Genomic DNA, 26,283 nt, shown 5'->3' with positions numbered 1-26,283 from the left:
TTACACTCTCCTCTATTGATTAGTAAGCTGAACTACCTTTTCAAACTTCCCTTCTTGTCTATAGTAATCTGTCAAAATAACTAAAAATTGATGGTGGGCCTCTTTAAAATCCTCTACCCTTGCTGTATAAGGTACTAATTTTTCCTCTAAAAAAAGCATAGCCTTTTCCTTTTCATCATCTAACAATAACAAGTAAAAGTTTGTGAACAAACGATAATGTATGACTTTCTGTTTTTTCGTCTCCATTTTCAATAATGTAAAACTCTCCCGGCACTCATCCCATTGTTCCAAACGAAACTGGGTTTGTGCCAAATTATATAAACAGAGGAGATAATTTTCCGTATCTTTGGGGATAATCGCGGCGCTTTTCTGAAAGTATTCCACAGCTTGCTTGTAATCTCCCATACGTTGATGGAGATCACCTATATTATGATAAATTTTTGGAAGCAAGTGCTTCTGATTTAGCATCTCTATGCTTCTTAATAAATGATTATATGTTTCCAAAGCCTCATTAAAAATTTTGGCACGTGAATAGTTTATAGCCAGTGACATTAGTGTATGAAGGATTCTCTTAAAATTGTATTGATTGCTATAAAATTGCAATGCTTTTTTGCCATAAATAATGGCTAGGCTAGCTTCATCCACATGCCCCTTCACTACTGCAAGATGGTAATAAATCTCGCCTTCAAATGTTCCCATTTCTGCTTTATCTTGAATGATTCGCGTTAGCTGCCTGTCTGCCTCTTCATATCTCCCCCTTAACATTAAAATTAAAGCACCAAAGTATAAAAGTAAATACTTCTCATATTGGGAAAAATTTTGCCTTTGTGCATGGAGCCATTTTAACTGATAATCTGCTGCTTCTCTGTTATTTATTAATAAATAATAGCGTAATTTATAAAGCTCATATAAATAGATAAAGTCCGTAAAAACGATTATTTCTCTATAACCTTCTAGTTGCTTATAAGCATTCTTTGCCTTTTCCTCTTCTAAATAGTGGATATGACTTAAAAACTCTTTTAATAATTCTAGAATATTCCATTCGTTAGCTTGAACGTCCTGTAAGTCGATGCTTAACCGTTCAAGCAACAAGCGGATTGTCTCTACATTTGCTTCCTTGCTATTGTTTTCTATTTTACTGAGATGAGGCACGGAACATATTCCCATGGCAAGACTATTTTGTGTTAACCCTCTTTTTGTACGATAAAATTTGATCAAAGAGCCAATCCTCATGGTATCCCTCCTGATTATTGCAAAATATTATTTCCCAATAAACAAAATATTCAAAATATGGTAGTTTTATTATTGTACTACAAAACTAAGACGAAAAGGAGTTTTCACAGATGAGCAAAGTAAAAATGGCAATCGCAAGTCTCTTAATCGCAGGGTCACTAGCAGCACCAGTACAAGCTAGCTCTGTGGCAGAAACACCATCTTCTAGCGAGGACAGAAATTCTGGAATCGTCCAAGAAAAGTTTAGAGTTTATGTAGAAACGAACAACAAGTCATCCAAAGCATCTCTAGCAAGCCAATATGAAGTGAGGTGGGAGCTTTCGGATAATGGATTTTCTACCGATATGAACGAAAAGCAGTTCCAGGCTTTACAAAACAATAAAAATATTACCGTTACAAAGGTACCTGTTGTAACGCTAGATTTACCAGCAGAAAAATCATCTATTAATGAAATAGCAGATAACGAGATTTCTGCTAGAGCATCCCAGCAAGTTCCTTGGGGCATTAAAGCTATTTATAATGATAGTAGTTTAACTACTACTTCTGGAGGAAGTGGTATCAATATTGCCGTACTGGACACTGGAGCAAATGTAGCCCATCCAGATTTAGCTAATAGAGTAGAACAATGTAAAAACTTTACTGGAGCAACTACAGTCATCAATAATAGCTGTGCGGATGGGAATGGTCATGGTACCCACGTTGCGGGAACAGCTCTCGCAGATGGAGGAAGTGACAAAGGTGGAGTATATGGGGTAGCACCTGCTGCTGACCTATGGGCATACAAAGTACTAAGCGATAGCGGTTCTGGTTATTCGGACGATATTGCAGCAGCAATCAGACACGCTGCAGATCAAGCTTCTTCTACAGGAACAAAAACAGTTATTAATATGTCTTTAGGATCTTCTGGAAATAATAGTTTAATATCAAATGCCGTTAACTACGCTTATGGTAAAGGTGTTTTAATCATCGCTGCAGCTGGTAACTCTGGGTACGCACAAGGAACAATCGGTTACCCAGGTGCTTTAGTCAATGCAGTAGCGGTAGCAGCTCTTGAAAATACACAAGAAAATGGAACTTATCGCGTAGCTAACTATTCTTCTCGCGGATATACTTCCACAGACGGTGACTATGTCATCCAACAAGGTGACATCGAAATCTCAGCTCCAGGCTCAGCTGTATACTCTACTTGGTATAACGGTGGGTACAACACAATTAGCGGAACCTCAATGGCAACACCACATGTCGCAGGATTAGCTGCAAAAATTTGGGCACAAAATCCTTCATGGTCTCATACTCAACTACGCTCAAACTTACAAAATAGAGCAAAAGCAGTAGACATTAAAGGCGGATACGGAGCAGCAACTGGAGACGACTACGCTTCTGGCTTTGGTTTTGCTCGCGTACAATAATAACTAAATAGAATTATTACAGGCTTGTATCAGGTGCCAGGCACCTGATACAAGCCTGTAATATTGTTGTTTAGTAGTTGATGATTTGGTCTCCGTTTTTGGTTTTGAGCATTAGACCGTATTCGTTTGTAACACCTTCAATTGATACAATAGATAATGGACCAGATAGTTTGCCATCCTTGCCTTTGTCTATTAGTTGCTCTCCGTTTCTTTTTGGATTGATCGGACCAAAGTCAATAGAGAAAGCATTTTTTTCTGTGGCAAAGACAGTTTTGTTTTGGCTGTTTGTATATTTCACCTTTGTACCATCTGCATCAACCACTATTATGGATGCCTGTTTGGAAATAGTAGCTTGATCTTGGGCTAGAACTGCCCCATTTAAATACTTTATTGGTGCTAACGTAAACGTAATCTTTTCGTTATCCAGGTCGTTATCCTTAGTTTTCCCTTCACTTACTTCTCCAATTGAGAATGGTCCTTCTATCACTCTTAAAGCTACTTCCCCCCATCCAACAAATGCTGGAATTGCTTTTCCGGCTGGTTGCTGAAGAATGGAGAAATCAGTTATCGAATTTGTTTCTACATTTGCAGTAAATGTCCAATTCCCCTTACTATCAGCCTTTACTTTCCCAATAGAAAGCCCATTATTTTGGAAAAAGAATAATTCGTAGTTTGGCTGTGCTGTGCCTTTTAACTCTATTTTGCTGGCGTTAACACGATAACCAGATGTTCCTGCTTTAACGTTAAACTTAGTATCCAGCTTGACTGGGGCTACAGAGACATTAGCGGAAATATTAAATAATGAACTGGATGTCAAATGATAGGTCCCGTTAATCACATCACCAATATCAAGCTCTGCTTTAAATGAATCTAAGGAAATATTCACTCCTTCATTTTGGAATATATCATTATAAAGCTTCCAGCTATATTTGACCCCTTCCGTAGACACAAAATAATTATTTTTAATGTCAATATACCTTATTTTTTTCTTGGTAATTGCAGCTTCCTTTGCAGGAGAATAAAGATTAAATACTCCTGAAGTTTGAGATTCTACTACTTTATTTTTACTGATTTTATGAAAGGAAACTGTCTTATCCAAAGCTGGAGTGCTAGTATCCTTAGCGGTGAATACAATGCTGACTACCCCATTATTATCAGTAGTTGCATTTACTGACTTAGATCCTGCGGTGTTATTTGCCACTCCATTAACAGAAATCAATTTGAGACCAGCTGGCACATCAATCCGAATAGATTGGTTACTTGCGTTATTAAAAGCAGCAGTAAGCGCTAAAACATCAGTTGTCTCTTTGTGTTGGACAGTTTGGTCTCCAATAAAAATCGGTGAAATATTACCAGGAACAGTAAAACTGACTGAACTAGTTTTGTATTTAATCGTGTAAGCCGTGCCTGGAAGTTGAACGGAAGTTTTTAATGTAACGCTAAAACCATCGCCACTTAACGTAGCACTGCTAACGGTCATACCATTATTAGCTGTAAATTCAGCTGCCTTTACCGAAGATATAGACCGGTTCAATTTAATAAGAACAGTTGTGTTATCCACTCTAGAGACAGAAACAACTTGAATCGGTAAAATAGTTTGGATATTATTTATTCTAGCTTGGAGGCTGTTTTCCCATCTTAATGTTTCAGCATTTAAAATGGCCTGTGCCTCATTTATTTTTTTCGCGGCCTCTGTATGTCTGTTCTTCCTCATATCCTCTTCTGCACCCTTAGCTAGCATATGAACCGTCACATCATTTTTTAACTCTGCAATTAGCTTTTCAGCCGGTCCTTTAACTGCACCTCTTATACGATCACGAGTCGACTGACCATAAACCCGATCTAACAGTATCGTCTGCTTTCGGAATTCTGCAGTCATTTCATGATAGGCTTTTTCCACCTGTTCTAAATTATTTGCCTGTACAGCTAAGGAAAGTGCATTTGTTTTGGCATGAATTTTAGTGCTTGCCGTAATAGCATCCAAATAACCTTGAGCTCGCTGAAGTTGAATTTTTGGCTCTATTAACATAGATTCATACTTCAATCTCTCTGAAAAGCTTTCCTTTGCAATTGCTGCCTCCGCATTTCCTATTGCTTGCTTAACATTATTAAATTGTTCCCATGGCTGAGTTATTCCATCTGCAGAGCCTGCGACAGAAATAGCCCATTTCAACACATTTCCTGCGTTTTGGGCATCAACCACTAGCTGTTTTATATTAATAGCAGCCTCCACTTGCAAAGTGGGTGACACAACAACAATGGCAGAAGCAGCAACCATTGCTGAAGCGGTCATCCTTTTCATTTTTTCCCTCATTGAATATTTCTCCCTTCCTTTCGTTTGTCGCTTAAGTTAATATATGTTACTCCCAAATAAACTTATGAAAATAATAGATATTCCATACTATTAGCCCATAAAGTTAACCGAACGATAAAGCCTTACTATGAAAGGAAGTCACCTAGACAAATAGATTTAAAATAAAAGAATTATTTTTCACTATCAAAAAACTCCACCAAAGCTCATAAGCTATAAGTGGAGTCTTTTACATTGAGTTTTAGGTAAATATAATTCTTCTGCTTTTTTAGGTAATAGTTTCTGACTTAATCAAACCTGTGTAAGATATTTAAAGAAATTTGTTAGGCTTCACGAGAAAGATATATTATTAACTTTTGTTGCCTATCTTTTTTCCAGTATATTAAGCTTAATTACTATTAGATTTTTACTCGTTTATTAAAAGATAACAATCCATTAAAAGTAATTAGTAAAAGCTCCATATCCAAAGTAAACTGTCAATAACGATAATACGGCAAATACAATACTTTCAACTATACTACCTGTTCTAGTCGTAATTGGTAATCGTACTGTTACCTTTAATGGAAAAAATAGTTTTACTCCGTTCTTTGTCGCCATGTCCAATATAAGATGGCTAGCTACTCCAACGGATATCCCCATCATAATTGCCTTATTCCAACTAAAATAATTCATCATAGCAGCTAATAGTAATATAAATAACAGACTGTGTGTGAAGGAGCGGTGTCCGAAAATCTTGTTAATAATTTTGGACAAGAAAGGGAAAGTTCTTCCTATCTTACTTCCACCGTGACAAATGTCCGGTAAAATAGCTCCTATTACACCCCCTACTACTAAAAGCACTGGGTCATAATCTGTTACCTGTGAAATAGCAAGACTTGCTGCAAGACCGCCAATGATGTGAGTGTTTCCTGTCATGCTAAATTATTCTCCTTTTTCTTATGTATGACAAAGCATGAATCATTCTACACTATTTGTTTTTATTTCTAAATAGGTGAAATCTCGCATCCTAGCAATCTGTTTAGGCATATCGTTCCGATTTTTTAAAAATAATCTTTCTCCCCTATAAAAAACTACCAATCTCTGCTCAGAAGATTGGTTATTTCATTTTATAATTTTATATGAATTGCTAGATTTTTAATTTGCACATAGTTTTGAACGGCTAAATGACTTTTTTCTCTTCCAATCCCACTCTTTTTATAGCCACCAAAAGGCATCTGCACACCACCAGCTGCTCCATATGTATTTACAAACACCTGACCTGCCTCCACACGGGCAGCCACATAATGAGCAACGTCAATATCCTTTGACCATACGCCCGCAACGAGACCATATTCCGTATCATTGGCAAGCCCAATCGCTTCTTCTATTGAATGAAAGCGGACAACACTTAAAACAGGACCGAAAATTTCTTCCTGTACATAATTATCATCATGACTAGACGCCTCAATGATTGTGGGGCTAATATAAAAGCCATTTTCAAAGGCACTTACTTGTATCGCTTTTCCACCAACTAACACCCTTCCACGCTTGGTCGCTACATCCAATATCTCCAAAATTCGAGTATATTGTTTCTGGTTAATGATTGGACCCACGTCTGCATTGCTTGAGGCTGGTCCTACCGTGAGTTCTCCAAACCTTATAACAAGCTGCTCTAACAGCTCATCTGCTATTGTATCCTGTACTAATAAGCGTGACCCAGCTGAACAAGTTTGTCCAGCATTCTGAGTAATGGAATTAACAATTGCAGGCAATGCACGTTCTAAATCAGCATCCTGAAACACAATATTAGGTGACTTTCCACCTAACTCTAGTGTGACAGGAACAACATTTTCTGCGGCAGCCTGCATCACTGAAATTCCAGTGGAAACAGAACCAGTAAAGGTAATCTGGTTTATTTTCTTATGGGAGCTTAACGCTACTCCAATTTCTGCACCATAGCCAGTCAGATGCTGGAAAACACCCTTTGGAAGCTTGTCATGAAACCATTTAGCTAAGAAATTTGTAGACAGTGGCGTATCCTCCGAGCTTTTTACAATTACTACATTTCCTGTCGCAAGTGCCGCACCCACGCTTCGAGCTGTAATTTGGATAGGATAATTCCAAGGGATAATATGTACGGTTACACCTATTGGCTCCACCACTGTGACATTTAACAAATTTTCTTCAATAGGAATGCTATCCCCAAATACTTTATCGGCAATTCCTCCATAAAACTCGAAATATCGGGCGGCTGCTTCTACATCCCCTCTAGCTTGAGGCAGTGGCTTCCCTACATCATTAGATTCGAGCACTGCTAGCTCCTCTGCATTCTCTCGAACATAGTTTGCCAATTCAACTAACAACTGTCCTCTTTCATAGGGCTTTATAGCTTTCCATTCTTTACTTTTCAATGCTTTGCTTGCTGCATTGACTGCCTGATCTGCATGGGCTGCATTACCTCGGACGATTTGAGCAATTACATCATTTGAAGCAGGATTCCGAACCTCAATCCATTCATCACCGCCAATCCATTCTCCACCAATTAGCATTTTGATGTTATCCATGATAATTACCTCCCTTAAATATTTCTTCCACCGTCTACATGAATGACGGAGCCTGTTATGATTTGAGCTCCATCGGATAATAAATGAATAACCGTCGCGGAAATATCAGATGGTTTAATCAATCTACCTAGAGGAACACTCTCTGCAAAAATATTTTTATTTAACACTACTTCCCCTTCTTGTGATGAAAATTGTCCAAGCATATTTGTATCAGATGGTCCTGGATGTAATACATTTACTCGTACATTATAAGGCGCCGTTTCTAAAGCAAGTGCTTTAGAGAATGCCTCAACTGCCCCCTTAGAAGCGACATAGCTTTGAAGACCTGGACGCGGTCTGGTTACAGAAACTGACCCTACATTTATAATGGACCCGTTTTTAGCAGCCTTCATATAGCGAACTGCTTCCTTACAAGTTAAAAAGATTGCCGTAGCATTTATATTTATTAGCTTATGCCATTCAGATAGTTCTACATCTACTATTGATTTTGCTGCTTGTGCAATACCAGCTATGTTGACCAAGCCATCAATTTTATTAAACTCCTCATATATCTCTTTAAAGACGTTTTGGATACTATCTTCATTTAACAAATCAATTTTCATTACTCGTAAGTTTGCATGTGTCACATCACTAAGGGGGTCCAGATTAATATCTAGTGCTACTACGATTGCTCCTTCTTCAAGCAAATCTCGCACTACTGCATTCCCCATTCCACCGCCTGCACCTGTAACTACGATTATTTTATGTTCTACTACGCCCATGCTCTATCCCTCCTATGCATAATTTATAATATGTTTCATAATTTCCTCTGCAAATTCAGTCGTGTTGGCACTACCTCCTAAGTCGGGGGTTCGGACCTTACCCTCGACTAACGTGTCTTCTATTCCATCCACGATTACTTTTGCCAAATCAGGATATCCTAAATGCTCTAACATCAATGAAGTACTCCAAATCTGAGCAATCGGATTGGCAATGCCCTTCCCAGCAATATCTGGAGCAGAGCCATGAATTGCCTCAAACATCGATGGATACTTCTTCTCTGGATTGATGTTCCCTGACGGTGTGATACCTAGTCCGCCTGAAATAGCAGCACCTAAATCCGTTAAAATATCCCCAAATAAATTGCTGCCAACAACAACCTCAAAGATTTCAGGCTTAGTAACGAAGAATGCTACAAGTGCATCTATATGATAAAATTTTGGTTCAATCTCTGGGTACCCTTCTCCTATCTCTTTTGCGACTTCATCCCAAAACGGCATGGAGTAATTGATTGCATTTGATTTCGTAGCTACGGATAAATGCTTGGAGCCTTTTTTCTGCGCAAGATCATATGCGTATTTAATCACTCGCTCGCTACCCATGCGGGTAAATACGCTATTTTGAACAACTACTTCATGAGGTGTTCCAGTGTGAAGACGACCACCACTATTTGAATACTCTCCTTCAGTGTTTTCTCGAACAACCACAAAGTCTATATCATCAACACCTTTACCTGCCAAAGGACTCTGAATTCCTTTTAATAGCTTTATTGGGCGCAAATTAATATACTGTTGAAACTTCCTCCTAATTGGTAAGATTAACTCCCATACTGATATGTGATCCGGTACTTTAGGATCTCCAACCGCTCCAAATAAAATAGCCTCATAGTCTTCTAGAATAGAAAGACCATTTTCTGGCATCATTCTACCGTGTTTTAAATAATAATCACAATTCCATTTATATGGGGTAATATCAAATGTGATACCACCATGCAAATCACTAGCAAGCTTAAGAACTTTTTGCGCTTCGACAATAACCTCTGGACCGATACCATCCCCAGGAATACAAGCAATTTTATGTATCATATATTCACTCCTTCCTCTTATTTTCTAATAAATTATTATCATATTAACATTCATAGATTAATATGGTAAAGTTATTTGACAAACTCTTTTAAATTATCAAATAATTTAATTTGCCATAAATTAAAACAGTTAAAAATAGTTGTGTATATAATAAATTAATATATAATCAGTTTTATGATATGACACAAGCATATAAATTAGGAGGAAAGTAATGAAAACACTTAAATCCATTAGCGACGTTGCGGGAAAGTATTTTGCATTCATCGTTATCCTGTTTTCGATATTAGCTTTTATAATACCAAGTGCCTTTACCATGTTTTCTTCTTACATAACGATTTTACTTGGAATAGTTATGTTTGGAATGGGACTTACCTTAAAAGCTTCAGATTTTAAACTAGTGTTTACTAATCCTATTCCAGTCCTCATTGGAGTGGTTGCTCAATTTTCCATCATGCCTACAATTGCTTTTGTTATTGCTTACCTTTTACAGCTTTCTCCCGATTTGGCAGCAGGGTTAGTATTACTCGGTAGTGTCCCTGGAGGTACATCCTCTAATGTCATGGTTTTCTTAGCAAAGGGAAATGTGCCATTATCTATAACAATGACAAGCGTCTCTACCATACTGGCACCTGTTATGACCCCTTTACTTTTACTGATTTTTGCAGGTCAATGGCTTCCAGTCGATCCGATGTCTATGTTTATGTCCATTGTACAGGTCATAATTGTCCCAATTATTTTAGGATTGATTATTAGTAAATTTTTGCCTTCCGTAACTGAAAAAAGTATCCCAATACTACCTCTAGTATCGATTGTTGCTATTACAATTATCATTTCAGCAATTGTCGCAGGAAACAAAGAAAATATCGCAACAGCTGGATTATTAGTCTTCGTTGCTGTTTTAATGCATAATGCCTTTGGTTTACTCCTAGGATACATTGCTGCAAAATTATTTAAATTATCCAAGCAGGACCAACGTGCTATTGCTATAGAAGTTGGAATGCAAAACTCAGGCCTTGGAGTATCATTGGCTAATAGTTACTTCTCGCCTTTAGCGGCTTTACCAAGCGCTTTTGCCTCAGCCTGGCAAGTTATTACTGGCACCTTCCTAGCATCCTATTGGGCTAAGCATAATATCAAAGAAGATGAAAACACTGCTACATCTGCAAAAGTAAAACATATATAAAAAGAAGGCTCGCCGCTAGCTATTAATTAACTTAACGATTAAGGGATTGTCGTAAATCAGCCACCTATTGTCGTAAACTAGGCTCGGATTGTAGTAAAGCAGCCAGGAGTTGTCCCAACAAGAAGGCATTGTCGTAAAGTACCGTGGGATTGTAGTAATCCGGCTACTGATTGTAGTAAATCAGCTACTGATTGTCGTAAACTAGGCTCGGATTGTAGTAAAGCAGCCAGCCAGGAGTTGTCCCAATTGGAAGGCATTGTCGTAAAGCAGCCCAGAACTTTTGAATAAAATAAAAACGAACACCAAATCATCACATGTAAAGCCCTATGACAAACTTAATTGTCATAGGGCTTTTCTATTTTATATGACGCTTGGGCGTAAATCTGCCGGTAAAGGATTTTTGTACCCATCTCCTACCTGCTTCAACAATTCTTTCTTCGCTTCATCAATGAGCTGTGGATTATCAAATAGTTCCACTGCACTTGCTGCTATTACTTTACCTGCATTGAGGAGACCTTTATGTGCCAAAGTGGTTTTCCCTTGTGAAACAAGCTGCCATGTATGCAACGGTGTTCCTGCTACAAAACAAGTCGTGAAAAATTGAGCGGTTGGAACGATCCAACTGACATCGCCAACATCCGTAGAACCTTGCATAACCTCACGATTTTTCACATAAGGAATGATTTCAGTGAAAAATGGTGATTCCTCAGAATAAAATCCTTCCGATACTGTGTATGCCGAAAGCTTTTCTGCATCAATCACTGCAGCCTCCACTTCCTCGGCAGTAATCGTTGCAGCCATCGCCTTAGCATATGCCATCTCTTCTTCATTATAAGTAGGCAAGCCAAAGTACTGTAGCTTTTCATTTACTACAACATTCAACGCATGGTTAGGGATATAGTTAGAGCAAGCTTTATCAAATTTCACGGTCATCTTGGTGCCTGTCATTAATGCAGCTCCCTCGGCAATTTTAACAACACGCTGGTAGATGGATTCCACATCTTTTAAATGAGGGGCACGGATTAAATACAATACCTCCGCATCTGATTGCACAACATTTGGTGATGCTCCCCCTGAATTGGTTATCGCATAATGAACCTTTGCCTCTGAGATAATATGCTCTCTTAAATAGTTAACCCCGACATTCATAAGCTCCACCGCATCTAAAGCACTTCTGCCAAGGTGAGGTGAGTTTGCTGCGTGGGCTGCCTTCCCTTCAAACGAGAAATATACCTGATAGTTTGCAAGAGATGAAAAAGAAAATATTCCTGAATATGAATTTGGATGCCATGTAAGAGCGGCATCAATTCCTTCAAACACTCCATCACGAACCATATATGTCTTACCTGACCCGCCTTCTTCTCCAGGGCATCCAAAGTATTTAATCGTTCCCTTCACTCTGCCTTCTTTTATTAAATCCTTTAAAGCAAGGGCTGCGGCAATGCCTGCAGTTCCCAATAAATTATGCCCACAGCCATGGCCATTGCCGTTTTCAATGAGTGGCTCTCTTACTGGCGAACCTGCTCTTTGGCTAAGACCAGACAACGCATCAAATTCACCTAATACGCCGATGACCGGTCCACCGTCACCATAGGTAGCAGTAAATGCTGTCTCAATGTCACCTATTCCACGCTCTACCTTAAAGCCCTTTCTCTCTAGAAAATTACTCAATATCTTAAACGATTTATATTCTTGAAAGCGTGTTTCAGGAATATCCCAAATGCGATCACTCAATTGAATAACTTCTTCTTGATATGACTCTATTAAACTAGCAATTTGATCTTCTATGTTAATCATTAGCGCCCCTTCTTTCATGTTGATAAATTTGTTCGATTGTAGCTAACCAAGTATGCAATGCAATGGGTAGCACCGCTTCGTCGATATCAAATTTTTCATGATGATGGCCAGCTGCTAGTGTAGTACCAAAAATGGAATAAGTGGACAGACCGCCATTTTGTTGGACACGCTCCATCATGAATGTCGCATCCTCAGAGCCAGCTGCAAAATCAGCAATTGGAATTGTTTGATTTACATCTGACACATCTTTGGCTGCCTTTATCACAAGTTCTGCCAATTCTCTTGAAGACGAACAGGTTCTTGCGGCTCCAACAATTTCATAGGAAAGGTTTGCACCGTGCATTAGGGCTGCTCCTTCTAATACAGAAATAGCCTGGTCATGAACATATGTATGCACCTCGCTATTCTCACCACGAGTTTCTAGCTTCAATGTGGCATGAGAGGGAATAATATTTCGGCCATCCCCTGCCACACAAGTTCCTACATTAATCCGCGAGGCTCCTCCGCTATGTCGTGAAATAGAATGGAGACCAAGAATTGCAGACGCTGCTGCCAATAATGCATTTGTTCCCTTTTCAGGTTCTGCTCCAGCGTGTGCAGCCTTCCCAGTAAATTTTGCATCTATTTTGGAAGTAGCTAAAAACCCATTTGATCCCCCAATAACTGTACCTAAAGGGGCACCGGTGCCAACATGCATACTTAGGAAATAATCGACATCATCCACAACACCTGCATCTACCATCGATTTTGCTCCACGAACCCCTTCTTCTGCTGGCTGGAATATAATTTTAATGGTACCTTCTATCTTTTCTTTATTTTGCGATAGTACGGTTGCTAGTCCTAAGCCTAGCGAGCTGTGGGCATCATGACCACAAGCATGCATCCTTCCAGCATGAGTAGAGCTAAACCCGTTTAACTCAGGAGCATGACCTGCTTCTTTTGATTCCAAAATGTCTAAAGCATCCATATCAAAACGGAAGGCAATCGTTGGTCCTGTTTTAGTTCCTTCTATCGTACCTACTACTCCAGTATAGCCACCGACCATTTTGTCTATAAATCCAATATTTCCGCCATTCGTTCTAGCACTTTCATAAACCTTCGTCAAAATTTCCTCTGAAGGGACACCCATGCGTTCCTCCAAAACCACTTCTTTTCCAACCTGCACTTGAAAGCCTAAACTCTGCAGTTCATAGGCGATAATTGAGGCTGTACGAAACTCCGTCCAGCCTACCTCCGGATACTTATGAAAATCTCTTCTCCATGCAATCATTTGCCTCAATGAATTAGAAGGGATTGTAAATAAATTCAATACGTTCACTCCTCATTCATTTATTTATAAATATAAAGACACTCCTGGTCCAATCGGAATTCCGAAAAATGCAAAAACTAACATTAGAGCTATCCATACGATTAAGAAGATGATCGTATATGGAATCATTAACGACATAAGCGTACCAATACCTGCTTTCTTATCATAAATATGCATAAACGATAAGATAATCGCAAAATAAGGATTTAAGGGAGTCACCATGTTCGTCGAGGATTCCCCGATACGGTAAGCAAGCTGGATAAACGCTGGATGATACCCTAATAGCATAAAGATTGGGATAAACACTGGACCAACTAGTGCCCATAATGCCGAACCACTGATGATAAATAAACTTAGAAATGCAACCAAAATAACAAATAATACAATGACAAAAATATTCGTCATATTGAGTGCACTCAAAATATCCGCACAATTGACGGCTAACCAAATGGCTATATTAGACCAGTTAAAATAGGCAACAAATTGAGCAATCATAAAGATTAACACTATGTAACCAGACAAACTACCAATAGCCTCTGTCATAATTTTAGGTACATCAGCTGTGGATTGTATTTTTTTAATAGAAACGCCATATACAATACCAACAGTTACAAAGAACAAGAATAATATTGGAACAATTCCTGACAAAAATGGAGAGCGTAAAAGAGTGCCATCCTCATTTAAAAGTGGTGAATTAGGAATTAGCATACCAATAACTACAATGGCAATAAAAATAATGGCAGCAATTAGCGTATTACGTAAGCCCTTCTTTTCCAGAGGACTAATTTCTTTTGTAAACGCTTGTTGCTCCCCTGTATAAGTACCAAGGCGCGGTTCAACATATTTTTCAGTAATAATCGTACCTACAGCTGCGAGTAAAAACGTAGAGGCACTCATAAAAAACCAATTATCTAAAGGTGTTACTATTACGTCGGGATTTATTCCCTTAGCAATTTCTGTGGAAATGCCGGAAAGTAATGCATCCGTACCAGCAATAAGTACATTTGCTGTAAAACCAATGCCGGTACTCGCTACCCCTACAGCTAAACCAGCAAGAGGATGTCTTCCGACCGATAAGAAAACTAAGGCAGCCAATGGCGGAATTACTACGAAAGCAGCATCTGAAGCAATATTTCCTAAAATACCAATGAAGAATACAGCAAAGGTAATAATTTTTTTAGGTGTGTTAACAATTGCACGCTTCATAAGCATTTCTAACAAGCCTACTTTTTCAGCTAATCCAATTCCCAACATGATCGTCAGTACTAGACCAAGTGGAGCAAAACTAGTAAAATTTGTAAGAGTATTAGCTAGAATAAACTGCAGACCTTCCCCTGACAAAATACTCTTAACTACAACCGTTTCCTGAGTATTCGGATGGATGACCTCTGCTTGGAAGAAATTTAAAATCCAAGAAACTATCGTTAATGCAAGAGTTAGATAGAAAAAAAGAATAAATGGGTCTGGTAACTTGTTACCTATCCTTTCAATCAAAGATAGAAACTTGGAAAACTTGCCGTTCTCATTCACCTCTACACTGTTAGTTGTAATAATAATCACCCCTTCTGTTATTAAAAGACACTTTTTGCACCTGTCTTTAAACAATAGGGTAAACTATAATAAAACAAAATTCAACAAATTTTTAGAAAAAGGAGAACATTAAAACAATGGCTCGTATATTAATTTTTACGACTGAAAACTCACTGGGATGGGTCAAGAAGGTAGAATTTCTTCCGACTGATCCTTGTGAATATATTTTTAGGATATATGAATCTCTTGAACATTTAAAAGAGATATTTTTAAAGCAAATTACCTTAGTCGACGGTATTTTATTTAGTGGTCAAATCCCACATTTTTTTGTGAAAGAGCACTTCCCTCAAGTTGACATCCCTATGTTGCATTTTGATGTCACTCCAAATGATTTCTATCGCACATTGACGGAGTATATGTATACTAACAAAGACTTTCAAATGAAAAGATGTTTGATTGATTTTTTATATGATGAGAACGATTATTTAGGGGTAAAGGAATGGACAACCGAGGAGGACTTTCCATATATCTTTGGAGCTACTATGCAATCTTATGCTGATCAGCAAGTGTACGAAAAAATGTCAGAATATCACATAAAGCTATGGCAGGAAAATAAAGTAGATGTATGTATGACTAGACTAAGCCGACTACCTGACATGTTAAAGCCTTACGGAGTTAACCTTATACTAGTTGTTCCATCAGAAAGAAGTATGATTATCCAGATTGAGGCATTACTAAAAGAAATTCAACTTCTACAACTAATCGAAAATCAAGTAGTCATTGCCCATTTGGAGTTTACCATCAGCCGCGATAATATCCGAGATTTAGAATACCGCCAAATGTCACTTTATAAGGCGATATTAGATTTCAGCAGAAAGAATAATATGAAGTTTATCATTCATCAAAGCGCTCTGTATTATGAAATTATTACAAACTTTAGCGATTTCAAAATTATTACCGGGGAAATGAAACAATGTCAGCTAGTTACTTTTCTAACAACCGAACTACCCTTTGCAGTTAAAATTGGTTGGGGAATTGGTCATTCCATACAGGTTGCTCAGTTAAACGCAGAAAAGGCATCTCATCTTTGTACAGCAACCGAAACACAATCTTACATATTAACAAAGGAAGCTCATTTGATAGGACCTTTAGGTAACGAGGAGCAGATTCTTGTAGACACAAAATACGATTCCAAAATAGAACTATTAAGCGCAAAATTACACACCTCGTCGCTACAAATAAAAAAAATAATAGCCGTGATGGACAAATTGCAAACTAACATCCTTGCGGCAGAGGATTTAAGCATTCATTTAGGTATTACCGAAAGAGCTGCCAACCGAGTTTTAAAAAAATTAGAGGAGAGTGGTGCTGCAATTGTTACTACTCAACAGCAAAAGAAGCTGAGAGGGAGACCTAAAAAAGTTTATCAGATCCAGTTGGAAGATATTTAAAGATTGTTTGATTTAAGATTCGTGTTCCATCTATGCAATTTTTAAAGCCTGATTAATTATTTCTGCTTTTTAATTTGAAGCTCATACAGCTTTCTAAGTGCTTATTTGATCGCTTAATAAAGAAAATAAGTTATTAATATTAGCTGAGAATGCTTCAACATAATACAACTTTCCTATTTGACCTAAAGGGACAAGGCATCGCAGCAAGAATTTAAAACTATCCTCTATTCTTAAGAAAAACAGCTGAAAAACTCAGCTGTTTTCTATATTTTAATATATGGATTTAAAAGCTTTTTGTACATAATAGGTTCTCCGCTTTGTTGAAATGGGTAAAAGCCAAGATGTTTAAAATAAACAGGTAGTTCGCTAGTATTATCCTTACTTATTTCATCTTCACAGGTGGTAAGTAAGATCATTTCAACATTTAATAAAGCAAGCTGCTCCTCAATCTTCTTATAAAAAACTTGACCAACCCCCTTGCCACTCCAGCTAGCATCAATTTTTAAAGAATGAAAAATCGCAATAAGTCCAGAGAGTTTATTAATATCGCATAACCTGTCTAAGTTTCGGAGAGAATAGGATAAACTTTTAGATAAACAATCTGCTTCACCACAAACTTCTATATAAGAACTCTTTTGCGTATTGAATAAATGTAAGCAAGCTTCACCGATTTGAATTGGTTCTTCTGTTCCATCCTCATATACAATTCCCTGCGCAAGAACATTAATGAGAGAAGTACCTTCCTCCATATTAAGCTGATAATCTATGTACACATTAGCTGTATCCATCATTTTCTCCCCTTAGTATTGTGAATAGTTCTTATTTTCTATCTTCATTTATCATAATAGATATTTAGACTTAAAAGTATAGTTATTTTTGACAATAATATGAACTTCAAATTTTATTGTTTCATAAAAAAAGCGACTGCGTATGGAGCCAACAGTCGTTTCCTCAAGGAGAAACCCTATATATTTTTTCGTCAAGCAGTCAGCAATAAGTCATCCTTGTATGTCGGAGTATCTGCCTAACAAGCCAAAAGTATTAATCATCGCGTGCATTCTTTCCTGTTGTTTAATAAGGACGTATTTGGAAGCGGCAACCTTAACAGTCATTCTGTTATAAAACGTAAGAAGACATTCCCCTTGTCCTAGCTCCTCTATATGAAACAAGTGATTAAATATCCATATACACTCCAAATTATTATAGGACATCGTTGGAAAAGCAGCAATCTTCCCTGGTTCTATTATAATTGGAGGTTTTTGAAAATAACTCATTAACCTTTTAGTCGCCTGTATTCGACCTTCTAGTGTAGAAGCATGACGAAGACAAGCATTTTCTAGCAATTGAACCACTGATAAATTGGATTGAAGGATCCCATGCTTAGTAGTTATTCTGGAATTATATCCATTAGTAAAACCTGACTCAAGCATAAGAGTATTCATCGTTATGAACAAAGAATCACAATAAATCAGCTAACTCCCTCCCCAAGTTTCTCCTTAGTTAAATAATACTAAAACATTTATCTCTTGTATAGTTAAATTATACTGAATAATTGTAATTATTAATATATTATGTAATTTTATATATTTTATTATCTTATATTAAGATTTCTTAGTATGTTCTTCACGTTTCCCCAGGCATACTTTAAATTCGGTTATTCGCTCCTTTTATTTTGACAGGTTATATTGTTGCTACCTAGGAAAAAACAATCATGCATGATGGAACAGGGATATATAGTGAATAATTTTGAACAGGTTCTAGAGAAATATAAACCAATGATTTCTGCCTGCTTAAGAAGATTAAACATTTATAAAAATCATGATGCATTCAAACAAGCAGGATTTATCGCTCTATGGAGGGCTTGGATAAAATATGACTCTTCGAAAGGAGATTTTACTCCATTTGCTTATAGAACCATTTATGGAGCAATGCTAGATGAATTAAAAAAAGAAAACCTCATAGAAGAACGATTTCAATTACTAGAACATGACCGGTTGAGCAATCTGATAGATCATGACCAGCTTTTGCATATAGAAAATGAGCAATTGCCAACCGTGTTAAAAAGACTTCCTTCCCATGAAATAGAATTATTACTATGGATATATGTTGAAGAAGTTTCCCTACAGCAAGCTGCAATAAAAGCCGGAATATCTCTTTCCGGTATAAAAAAACGCAAAGAACGGTTGCTAAAAAAATTGAGGAAGGAGATGAGTAATTAACTGCATCATTACTGGTAAATGAAATCCTCTTAGCGTTTGTGCCACCGTTTGTTTTTATTTTTATAAGTTTAGAATACCTAAGAATTTACTGCTTTAAGAACGTTACATTAGTAAATAGCTCCAGCACATTTAAATTTTTCTGTGTTTGGTTAACTTTTTAAATGGGTATTATTAGAACAAGACCAAGAGGGAGTGATAGGAATGTCAAAAATCGACAAGCAAGCAGTACTCATTGGAGGCATCGCTGCCTTCGCCATTATGTATTTATATAAATTAGAAAATCGTGAAAAAGCAAAGGTTGCAATGAAAAACACTAAAGCTAAAGTGGAATCTTATAGAGACTCACGAAGACACGCACCTACTCAAATGACAAAAGCAGGTTTCTCGGATCCTGGAGATCCAGATGATAACCGTATGATTGAAGAAGGTGTAATGACAAGCGTGCAATATTACAATGAAAAAGTACAAGACGGGAATGGCAAAAAAGATTTCCCTAAATCACAAAAAAAGAAACAAGCACCAATTACGGAGGAATCTCTGCAGGAAGATAACAATGATTCCCCCGCTAAACAAGAAAACACTAAAAGAATGCCACCTAAATAATGATGAAAAGCCTGTACTTTGTTATTTGCAAAGTACAGGCTTTTCATCTTAATACCAAATAGATGCGTCTTGTAAGATTATCTATTAAACTTAAAGGGTAATAACAAAAGTAAACTAATCTAAGCAGGATGGGAGAAATGTAGAATGAACTTTATTACTTTGAACAATGGATTAACAATGCCTCAGCTAGGGTTCGGAGTTTGGCAAGTACCTAATGATGAAGCAACTGCTGCTGTCTCCACAGCCCTTGAAGTGGGCTATCGTTCAATTGATACTGCAATGATATACAAAAATGAACATGGTGTAGGAAAAGCTTTAAAGGATTCAGATGTTCCTCGCGAGAAGTTATTTATCACTACAAAGGTCTGGAACAGCGACCAAGGCTATGATAATACATTACGTGCATTTGATGAGAGTCTTGAACGTTTAGGGCTTGACTATGTGGACTTGTATTTAATTCACTGGCCGACTCCCCAGTTTGATGAATATGTTGAGACTTATAAAGCTATGGAAAAGCTTTATAAAGAAGGGCGCGTAAAAGCAATTGGTGTATGTAATTTTGAAGTCGAACATTTAGAGCGTCTATTAAAAGAGTGTGAAATTAAGCCTGTATTGAACCAAATTGAATGCCATCCATACTTAGCGCAAAATGAAATTAAGAATTTCTGCGCCCAACATGATATTTTTGTGGAAGCTTGGAGCCCACTTGACCAAGGTGGAGAAGTTTTGCAGGATGAGACTATTCAACAAATTGCAAAATCACATGGCAAATCACCTGCACAAATTGTGCTGCGTTGGCATTTACAAAACAATACAATCGTTATTCCTAAATCGGTGACTCCTTCTAGAATAGAAGAGAATTTCCAGGTTTTTGATTTTGAGCTGACCAATAATGATATAGAACTTATTAACAACTTAAATAAGGACCGACGAAAAGGCTCTCATCCAAACGAGATGAATCTTCGTTAATACATGCCATAAAAAATCCCACATCCTTGACTTATTGGATGTGGGTTTTTCTACTGTAATTTAAGCCTTGAATTTGCTCTAAGTAGCTTTATAATAATTCGCTGTTTGCCAGGATTTCTATCCCGTTTAACGCCTGGGTTGCTAATCGATCTGCCTCGCTATTTTCTTTACGGGGAATTAGCTCGTATGTGGGATCAATTCCTAGTTTCTTCATTTTCGCTTCTATACGATCTGCCCATCCTGAAAGACTTGGCTCAATCACTGACCACTCTCCACTCAATTGGTTAATGACCACTTGGGAATCCCCAATAAATGTCACAGGTATATGGTTAACACCTAGTATATCTAGCTCTTGTAAGCACATATTGAGTGCTGCATACTCTGCTTCATTATTTGATATTAAATGCTCGGATGGCGCATTGCTTCGAAGTCTATAGAATTTTCCGTTTTGTTCATAATAGATAACACATCCCATGCCTGATATCTTTGTTTGTATGTCAAAACCCCCATCAAAAAATACACGTACATTGTGTGGCTCGGTTTCGATACTTTTAAGATAGCTTTTTAACTCCTTCATCATCCATGAACTATCATACTGATCGATGAAATCTAGATGTTTTACCCTGCCAGTTTTCTGTATATCCTCCGCCATGAGAAGCGCCTGAGCAACAGGCATTTCATCTGAGCGAAAAAATGTTTCTGCTCCTCTAGGCGTAGTATAGGTCCATTCTATACGAATTTTCATCTCTAGCTCCTCCTCACATTTTGTTGCTACTTACGGAATATTTTCTAATAGTTTACCCTTTTTCCAACACTTTATGTTACTAATCTATAGACTTCCGGAAAAAGCAATAAAATCCAATTAAGATGAGGCTGTCCTTCGCTAAAATAGTCGTTCATGGTTTGTCCATGAACGACTATTTGCTTGTTCTTAGTTATTAAGCCGTGGTTTAACGTAACCATATCGATGAAATGAAACTTCTCCTGCAATTTCTATGTAAGTTTTTGCTTGATTCGGCGAACAATAGAGAGCTCCGTTTTCAATAATGGGCTCCGTTTCATCCAAATGATTATAGTCCATGACAATTAGGATATTCTCGTAGTCCTCCTGTAATTTTTTAATCATGTACTCCGTAAAGGATGTTTTACCTAGAATAACATTTACCTTTAGCACTTTATCACCCTTTTTCAATATTAGATATTGCTACTTTATATTCTATAGAAAGGATACTAAAAAAAATGTCGAAACCGGTCAGAAACCCAATAAATATTTTTTAATAATTTTTCCTAGACAAAACTATCCTCTGCTTTAATAAAATTCCCCGGGAAATATGTCGAGGAATAGCTTAATAGGATGTCTTTTTTAGAAGTGTTCCCTCTAATTTTGAAGCCTCCACACTATACTTTAACTGGTCTTGATTAATTATTCCTGTAGTGGACGTAATAACAAACAAAGAGGATTTAAAGTTAAAGCCTTCTTCTCTGGAGATAAAGTCGATTACCTTTAATGTGTTCCCGTCTATGTAATCTACTTTAACCACAACAGATTTCCCTAACCCGTCATTAATAGTTAACGTTCCAGATAATGACCGTTTAAAAGAATGACCGTAGGAAGGATTCAAAAAGGAAAAATCAAACGTGTCTGTTATAGAGATACCATTAGATCCTTCATCATGGTAAGTAATTGCTGTAGAGGCAAAAGCTCCTTCCAAAATAGTATTAGTTGCAGTATTGATTGCCCCTTCACCATCAATTCCGTCCTGTCCAGGTGTATACTGATAGGCAACAAATGTATTTTCCATATTTTGAAGAAGGCTTACTGTTCCTAGGCTCCAATATCCATCTTCATCTACTGTTACCATTCCTACATAAACACTGTTCCGATAAACCTTCACCTTGTTACCTGGGTGTGCTGTGCCACTTATTTCATAGAAAGAACCATCAAAGGTAAGTGGGCTTTGAGCCGGGTTTGTAATTTTTACAGCTGCGTGTTGAGTGATATCAGATACTATATTCCAAGTGGATGCATTCTCTAATCTCACATCATAGCCCAAGGTTAGCATATCTCCCTTAGTCAAAGCTCTTTCAAATTCTTCCTTAGAGATAAGCTGACCATGAATAAAGAATAAATCATTCGCATCCCATTTATATTTCATCCCATTAACTACTATATAACCAGCTTCCTTATGTATGGTTTCATTTTCTATCTGAAAATCATATACACCTGAGTTAGTTTGCAGCTGATAAAAATGAGTGACCGCTGCTTGTTTACTCGTTTCATTGCCATCTAGCTTTTGAATGGTTGGCTGCACATTAGTATATGTACCAGCACCTGCCGTAACAGTGAAAACAACATGTCCATTCTGATCCGCATAGGATCTCCACTCCTGACTCGCTTCTTCTACGTGGCCATTTACTGAAGTTATTACTCCAGTCGTTGGTTCTCCATTATTATTTGCTAGACTTATTCTTACCCGGCCATTATAAGGAGAATTATCACTGTTCGTAAGTTTAGCGATGTATACATGCGTATCTGTAGTTTCGAGATATCGCTCCTCTAAATCATTTAACAATATACCAGAATTATCCGGAACCTCTGGTGTAGTAAAGATTATTTCACTTCCTTTCCAGGTAAGTAAATAATCAGTGTCTCCGTTTAAATCGGTGGTTGTTAATGTAATGGACTTCTTATCCTCCGATAATCTGGCATGCTGAACAATTTCCCCGGAAATTTTAAACTGGCCAGCCTCTAAATTAGAAGAGTTGGTTAACAGAGCTTTAGATAGTTTCACAGTCACAGTATTTTTTCCATCTGTAGTTGCAAAAAGTGGAAGCAACGGAACTGAATTTAGTGTGGATTCATAGTTATTTTGTAACTTTGAGTAAAAACTTAAGCTATCCTTATAGCCATTTAAGTATTCATAAGCCTTCATTAATTCAAGATCGGTTTCTATGTATTTTTCTTCCTTTAGTAATTTCTTCGCCTTTTCTAAATGCATATGTATAGTTACATCATATTGAACAGAATTCATTAGTGCTTCAAAAGTAGGCTTCACTGAGTTCCGAATTCCATCACGTGTGGACTGCCCATAGACTCGATCTAGCAGCTTAGTTTGTTTTCGATATTCGGCAGTTGCCAAATGGTACGTTGCCTCAATCCTATCAAGTTCCCCCGATGCTATAGATGAATTCATATTGTTGGTGAGTTCTTTAATTTTTTCACTGGAGGTGATTGCGTCTATGTATGCCTGTGCTCGTTTTACTTGTATTTTAGCATCGACCAATCTAGCTTGCACATTTAACTTTTCCGATTGGGAAAGTTGTGACGAAGCTTTTTCGGCAGCTTCTATGTAATTTTTCGTTGTATTATATTCCGCATACGGCCTTGTTTTAAAGTTCGCAAAGCCTTCAACAGATATTGCCCATTTTAATATAGTGCCTGCGTTTATCGCATTGGTGACTAACTGATTTACATTCCCAGCAGCATTAACTGAAGGGACGGGGGCCGTAGCAATAAAGACCGTGGCAATAACTGCAATTTTAGTAGCTTTAATCATAGATAGTATTATGCTCCTTCTTTTTGTTTAATCATAACATGTAAATTCAGGTAAAATTTTTACTAAATTAAGGAAGAATTTTTTACCAATTAATTTTATTTAATTTCCTTTATTATCCTTAAATTTCCGAAAACGTGTGCCTACAAAAAAAACGGAACCTGACTTTATCAAGCGTTCCGATTAAGACCTTTTTTACATTGAGTACGAACGATAAAAGTATATTTATCCTCCTGCTTAAATGTACAATTAATTGGACTTTAAGATTATTGAATAATTACTTGCCTTGTTATAACTAATAATCCGGATATATACTAGAGTGGTTTCGCTCTAAATAATAAAAATACCGCGAACATTAAGTTCACGGTATATTTTCTAGAAGTATAAAATTTTTATAAAAACTGCCCCTTATAATAAGACAGTCACTTCATTAATCCACAGAAATAACCTCCACCTTATCGGTTATAGGTGGCTCAACTGGGAGAGTATCGCCAGGTTTTGGGTTAGCAGGAGTTTCTACTACATCCGGCTTGTCACCGTTTAACTGCTTTAATTTAGCTTTGCTAGGTGTTTCATATTTAATAGAAATATCCTTTTTCACAAAGTTCCCTCCGCCTACCCCATAAAGACCATTGTGATCATTTGTATAACGATACACTCGATACTCCTCTCCCTTCTTCAAATCTCTCACCTTTATCAATGACTGATCCGGACCTATTTTCCAAAGAGTTGTATTAGATTGTACAGTTACTTTTCCAATTTGCCCTACTTTTAATTCTGTTTTTCCCCACATGACTTTTACCGCGGCTTCAGCATACACACTAGTAAGAAGAATAAAAGAAACTGTAATTACAAACAAAGAGAGATACCTTTTAATTTCCATTGTCATAAGCCCTCCACCTTAATATCAGAATATTAATTCTACTTACTAGAATAACATATATTTAAGAAAAAAATAACAAAATACCCTCCAACTTATTTCAAATGTATTACAGGTGCCTGGCACCTGTAATACATTTGAAATAATAGGCCTAAAAAACTAGAACTATTTGTTTAGACTTTTTTTAGTCACAAAGAATAAGCCATTAATACTATTTAATAAATCTAAATAAATTTTTTTCCTTTTTTTAATTAAAAATGTCTTTTTTTATGAAATAAGTCCTGCTATAATGTAATTTATAAAACATAGAAGGGTAATTTATATCATGAAATTTAATAGGTACATATTCATCGTATTTTTCGCTTCACTAACGTTATTTGGTAGTACTGCTTCTGCACATCCATCAAACAACAATGCCTTTATAACTACATCTTCAGGAAACAAAATAGGCGTTGGGTCACCGACTACTCAAAAGGTTTCTCCTTTTATAATTTTGCCTAAAGAAACTATAAAAGAAAAAAAAGATGCTCGTATAAAACAATCTATTACAGTACTTCCTTCAACATCATCTACCGTAGTAGAAATTCCTTTTAGTTTCTATAATGATGAATATCTAGTTCTCTACAAAGAGGATTCAGGGAAGCAATACAATGCAGGACATATATTCAATAAGAAAAATGAATCTATCGGTTTATTTTTCATTTCAACAGAAAAAGCTCAAAACAAATTAAAAGTGACTACAAATGTAAAAAATAAAAACATACTCGAATTAAAAATTGAAACAAATAAACTTTTAGACCCAGTAACTATTGATATAGAAATTTCCAGTCCAGATATTACTACCTACTTTTCTAAAAATCAGTGGATTACAAGAGGCAAACTAGATTCTGTCAGCATGATACCTAGTCCTTATCTATTAACTTCTGCTAACTATGAAATTTCGACATTAAAGAGATTGGATGCGTGGAACAAACTTGTCGATCTTCATAAGTATGATGAAAAATGGAGCAATATAAGTGGATTACAAAATCAATTTGATTGTCATTTCGATTTTGCAAAAACTAAGGGCGAGTGGAATTTAGAGCCTGCTAGAAAAAATGTCGGCTATTTTTCAACTATTATGGCTTCATGTAATCCAAGTACAAAATAAATTGTCTACGGAAATAATTTAGTTTCCTCCAAATTTCGACGAATTTTGAAAAACGTTTTTGCTATATTTATACATACCAACAATAAGGAGCATGGAGAATGCAACATATAGAATTTACTAATTTACTTGACTCAGTTATAGGTCCACGTATTATTTTTCATCAAATGGAATGCGATGTTTGCGGATTTGATTTAATCTACTATCAAGATCCCGATACTAGCAAACAAAATGGGATGGCATGTGAACAATGTAACTATGTAAAGAAGTTTGAATTTAAAGTAGAATAGCTCAAAGTATA

23 protein-coding genes are annotated in these 26,283 nt (G+C 36.9%); 8 read left to right on the top strand and 15 right to left on the bottom strand.

Annotation, left to right across the window (positions count from 1 at the left end):
* Positions 1–12: 12 nt before the first annotated feature.
* Complete coding sequence (locus MHB55_RS04760; protein ID WP_144537367.1) at positions 13–1,233, bottom strand: helix-turn-helix domain-containing protein; 1,221 nt, start codon at positions 1,231–1,233, stop codon at positions 13–15.
* Between the two features lie 110 nt (positions 1,234–1,343).
* Here MHB55_RS04760 and MHB55_RS04755 point away from each other — a divergent pair, with 110 nt between their 5' ends.
* Positions 1,344–2,642, top strand: coding sequence for a S8 family serine peptidase (locus MHB55_RS04755; protein WP_144537365.1), 1,299 nt, complete (start codon positions 1,344–1,346; stop codon positions 2,640–2,642).
* A 70-nt stretch (positions 2,643–2,712) separates the two neighbouring features.
* On the opposite strand, the gene MHB55_RS04750 is transcribed toward MHB55_RS04755, so the two are convergent.
* The 5 genes from MHB55_RS04750 to MHB55_RS04730 all read right to left on the bottom strand — a co-directional run bounded on the left by MHB55_RS04750 (position 2,713) and on the right by MHB55_RS04730 (position 9,340).
* Positions 2,713–4,956, bottom strand: a complete 2,244-nt coding sequence (locus MHB55_RS04750; RefSeq protein WP_340862721.1) for a hypothetical protein — start codon at positions 4,954–4,956, stop codon at positions 2,713–2,715.
* Positions 4,957–5,388: 432 nt separating this feature from the next.
* Positions 5,389–5,868, bottom strand: a complete 480-nt coding sequence (locus MHB55_RS04745) for a metal-dependent hydrolase (RefSeq protein ID WP_151111069.1) — start codon at positions 5,866–5,868, stop codon at positions 5,389–5,391.
* 191 nt (positions 5,869–6,059) lie between these two features.
* Positions 6,060–7,496 carry an aldehyde dehydrogenase family protein gene (locus MHB55_RS04740; RefSeq protein WP_151111071.1) on the bottom strand — a complete coding sequence of 479 codons (1,437 nt, stop codon included), beginning with the start codon at positions 7,494–7,496 and terminating at the stop codon, positions 6,060–6,062.
* A gap of 14 nt (positions 7,497–7,510) precedes the next feature.
* Positions 7,511–8,257 (bottom strand): SDR family NAD(P)-dependent oxidoreductase, encoded by a 747-nt coding sequence (locus MHB55_RS04735; RefSeq protein ID WP_340862720.1) that lies wholly within the window; start codon positions 8,255–8,257, stop codon positions 7,511–7,513.
* Between the two features lie 12 nt (positions 8,258–8,269).
* Positions 8,270–9,340, bottom strand: a complete 1,071-nt coding sequence (locus MHB55_RS04730; protein ID WP_340862719.1) for a tartrate dehydrogenase — start codon at positions 9,338–9,340, stop codon at positions 8,270–8,272.
* Between the two features lie 211 nt (positions 9,341–9,551).
* Here MHB55_RS04730 and MHB55_RS04725 point away from each other — a divergent pair, with 211 nt between their 5' ends.
* Positions 9,552–10,523: a bile acid:sodium symporter family protein gene (locus MHB55_RS04725; RefSeq protein WP_151111077.1), complete on the top strand. Its 972-nt coding sequence runs from the start codon at positions 9,552–9,554 to the stop codon at positions 10,521–10,523.
* 360 nt (positions 10,524–10,883) lie between these two features.
* Here the strand turns inward: MHB55_RS04725 and MHB55_RS04720 are convergent, their stop codons facing one another.
* The 3 genes from MHB55_RS04720 to MHB55_RS04710 are packed head-to-tail and all read right to left on the bottom strand — an operon-like array spanning position 10,884 to position 15,189.
* A complete protein-coding gene (locus MHB55_RS04720) occupies positions 10,884–12,320 on the bottom strand; it encodes a M20 family metallopeptidase (RefSeq protein ID WP_340862718.1) in 1,437 nt (478 codons plus the stop codon).
* Positions 12,313–13,629, bottom strand: coding sequence for an amidohydrolase (locus tag MHB55_RS04715; RefSeq protein ID WP_340862717.1), 1,317 nt, complete (start codon positions 13,627–13,629; stop codon positions 12,313–12,315). Before MHB55_RS04715 ends, MHB55_RS04720 begins: the two co-directional genes overlap by 8 nt.
* A 24-nt stretch (positions 13,630–13,653) precedes the next feature.
* Positions 13,654–15,189, bottom strand: coding sequence for an AbgT family transporter (locus tag MHB55_RS04710; RefSeq protein ID WP_225321714.1), 1,536 nt, complete (start codon positions 15,187–15,189; stop codon positions 13,654–13,656).
* A gap of 107 nt (positions 15,190–15,296) precedes the next feature.
* Between MHB55_RS04710 and MHB55_RS04705 the strand changes: the two genes are divergently transcribed.
* Positions 15,297–16,610 carry a hypothetical protein gene (locus MHB55_RS04705; RefSeq protein ID WP_340862716.1) on the top strand — a complete coding sequence of 438 codons (1,314 nt, stop codon included), beginning with the start codon at positions 15,297–15,299 and terminating at the stop codon, positions 16,608–16,610.
* 263 nt (positions 16,611–16,873) lie between these two features.
* On the opposite strand, the gene MHB55_RS04700 is transcribed toward MHB55_RS04705, so the two are convergent.
* Positions 16,874–17,398, bottom strand: coding sequence for a hypothetical protein (locus MHB55_RS04700; RefSeq protein ID WP_340862715.1), 525 nt, complete (start codon positions 17,396–17,398; stop codon positions 16,874–16,876).
* A 210-nt stretch (positions 17,399–17,608) separates the two neighbouring features.
* Positions 17,609–18,052: a competence protein ComK gene (locus tag MHB55_RS04695; protein ID WP_144537351.1), complete on the bottom strand. Its 444-nt coding sequence runs from the start codon at positions 18,050–18,052 to the stop codon at positions 17,609–17,611.
* A 294-nt stretch (positions 18,053–18,346) separates the two neighbouring features.
* Here MHB55_RS04695 and MHB55_RS04690 point away from each other — a divergent pair, with 294 nt between their 5' ends.
* From MHB55_RS04690 to MHB55_RS04680, 3 genes are all read left to right on the top strand, one after another.
* Entirely contained in the window at positions 18,347–18,829 is a 483-nt protein-coding gene (locus MHB55_RS04690; RefSeq protein WP_340862714.1) for a sigma-70 family RNA polymerase sigma factor, read from the top strand.
* Between the two features lie 201 nt (positions 18,830–19,030).
* Positions 19,031–19,432 carry a hypothetical protein gene (locus MHB55_RS04685; RefSeq protein ID WP_340862713.1) on the top strand — a complete coding sequence of 134 codons (402 nt, stop codon included), beginning with the start codon at positions 19,031–19,033 and terminating at the stop codon, positions 19,430–19,432.
* A gap of 144 nt (positions 19,433–19,576) precedes the next feature.
* Positions 19,577–20,401, top strand: a complete 825-nt coding sequence (locus tag MHB55_RS04680; protein WP_340862712.1) for an aldo/keto reductase — start codon at positions 19,577–19,579, stop codon at positions 20,399–20,401.
* An 88-nt stretch (positions 20,402–20,489) separates the two neighbouring features.
* On the opposite strand, the gene MHB55_RS04675 is transcribed toward MHB55_RS04680, so the two are convergent.
* From MHB55_RS04675 to MHB55_RS04660, 4 genes are all read right to left on the bottom strand, one after another.
* A complete protein-coding gene (locus tag MHB55_RS04675) occupies positions 20,490–21,146 on the bottom strand; it encodes a ribonuclease H family protein (protein WP_340862711.1) in 657 nt (218 codons plus the stop codon).
* 186 nt (positions 21,147–21,332) lie between these two features.
* Positions 21,333–21,575 (bottom strand): hypothetical protein, encoded by a 243-nt coding sequence (locus MHB55_RS04670; RefSeq protein ID WP_144537341.1) that lies wholly within the window; start codon positions 21,573–21,575, stop codon positions 21,333–21,335.
* A 172-nt stretch (positions 21,576–21,747) separates the two neighbouring features.
* The gene (locus MHB55_RS04665; RefSeq protein WP_340862710.1) at positions 21,748–23,958 is read right to left on the bottom strand and encodes a hypothetical protein; all 2,211 of its coding nucleotides are present in this window, start codon (positions 23,956–23,958) and stop codon (positions 21,748–21,750) included.
* Positions 23,959–24,385: 427 nt separating this feature from the next.
* Positions 24,386–24,844: a hypothetical protein gene (locus MHB55_RS04660; RefSeq protein WP_144537337.1), complete on the bottom strand. Its 459-nt coding sequence runs from the start codon at positions 24,842–24,844 to the stop codon at positions 24,386–24,388.
* A 316-nt stretch (positions 24,845–25,160) separates the two neighbouring features.
* Between MHB55_RS04660 and MHB55_RS04655 the strand changes: the two genes are divergently transcribed.
* Both MHB55_RS04655 and MHB55_RS04650 read left to right on the top strand, forming a co-directional pair.
* A complete protein-coding gene (locus tag MHB55_RS04655) occupies positions 25,161–25,985 on the top strand; it encodes a DUF2599 domain-containing protein (protein ID WP_144537335.1) in 825 nt (274 codons plus the stop codon).
* Positions 25,986–26,083: 98 nt separating this feature from the next.
* Positions 26,084–26,272, top strand: a complete 189-nt coding sequence (locus MHB55_RS04650; protein WP_144537333.1) for an acyltransferase — start codon at positions 26,084–26,086, stop codon at positions 26,270–26,272.
* Positions 26,273–26,283 lie beyond the last annotated feature (11 nt).

It is taken from the genome of Psychrobacillus sp. FSL K6-1267 (assembly GCF_038003265.1).
Classification (GTDB): Bacteria; Bacillota; Bacilli; order Bacillales_A; family Planococcaceae; genus Psychrobacillus; species Psychrobacillus faecigallinarum.
Note: the sequence above shows the minus strand (reverse complement) of the source record. Positions and strands in the feature narration are given on the sequence as shown.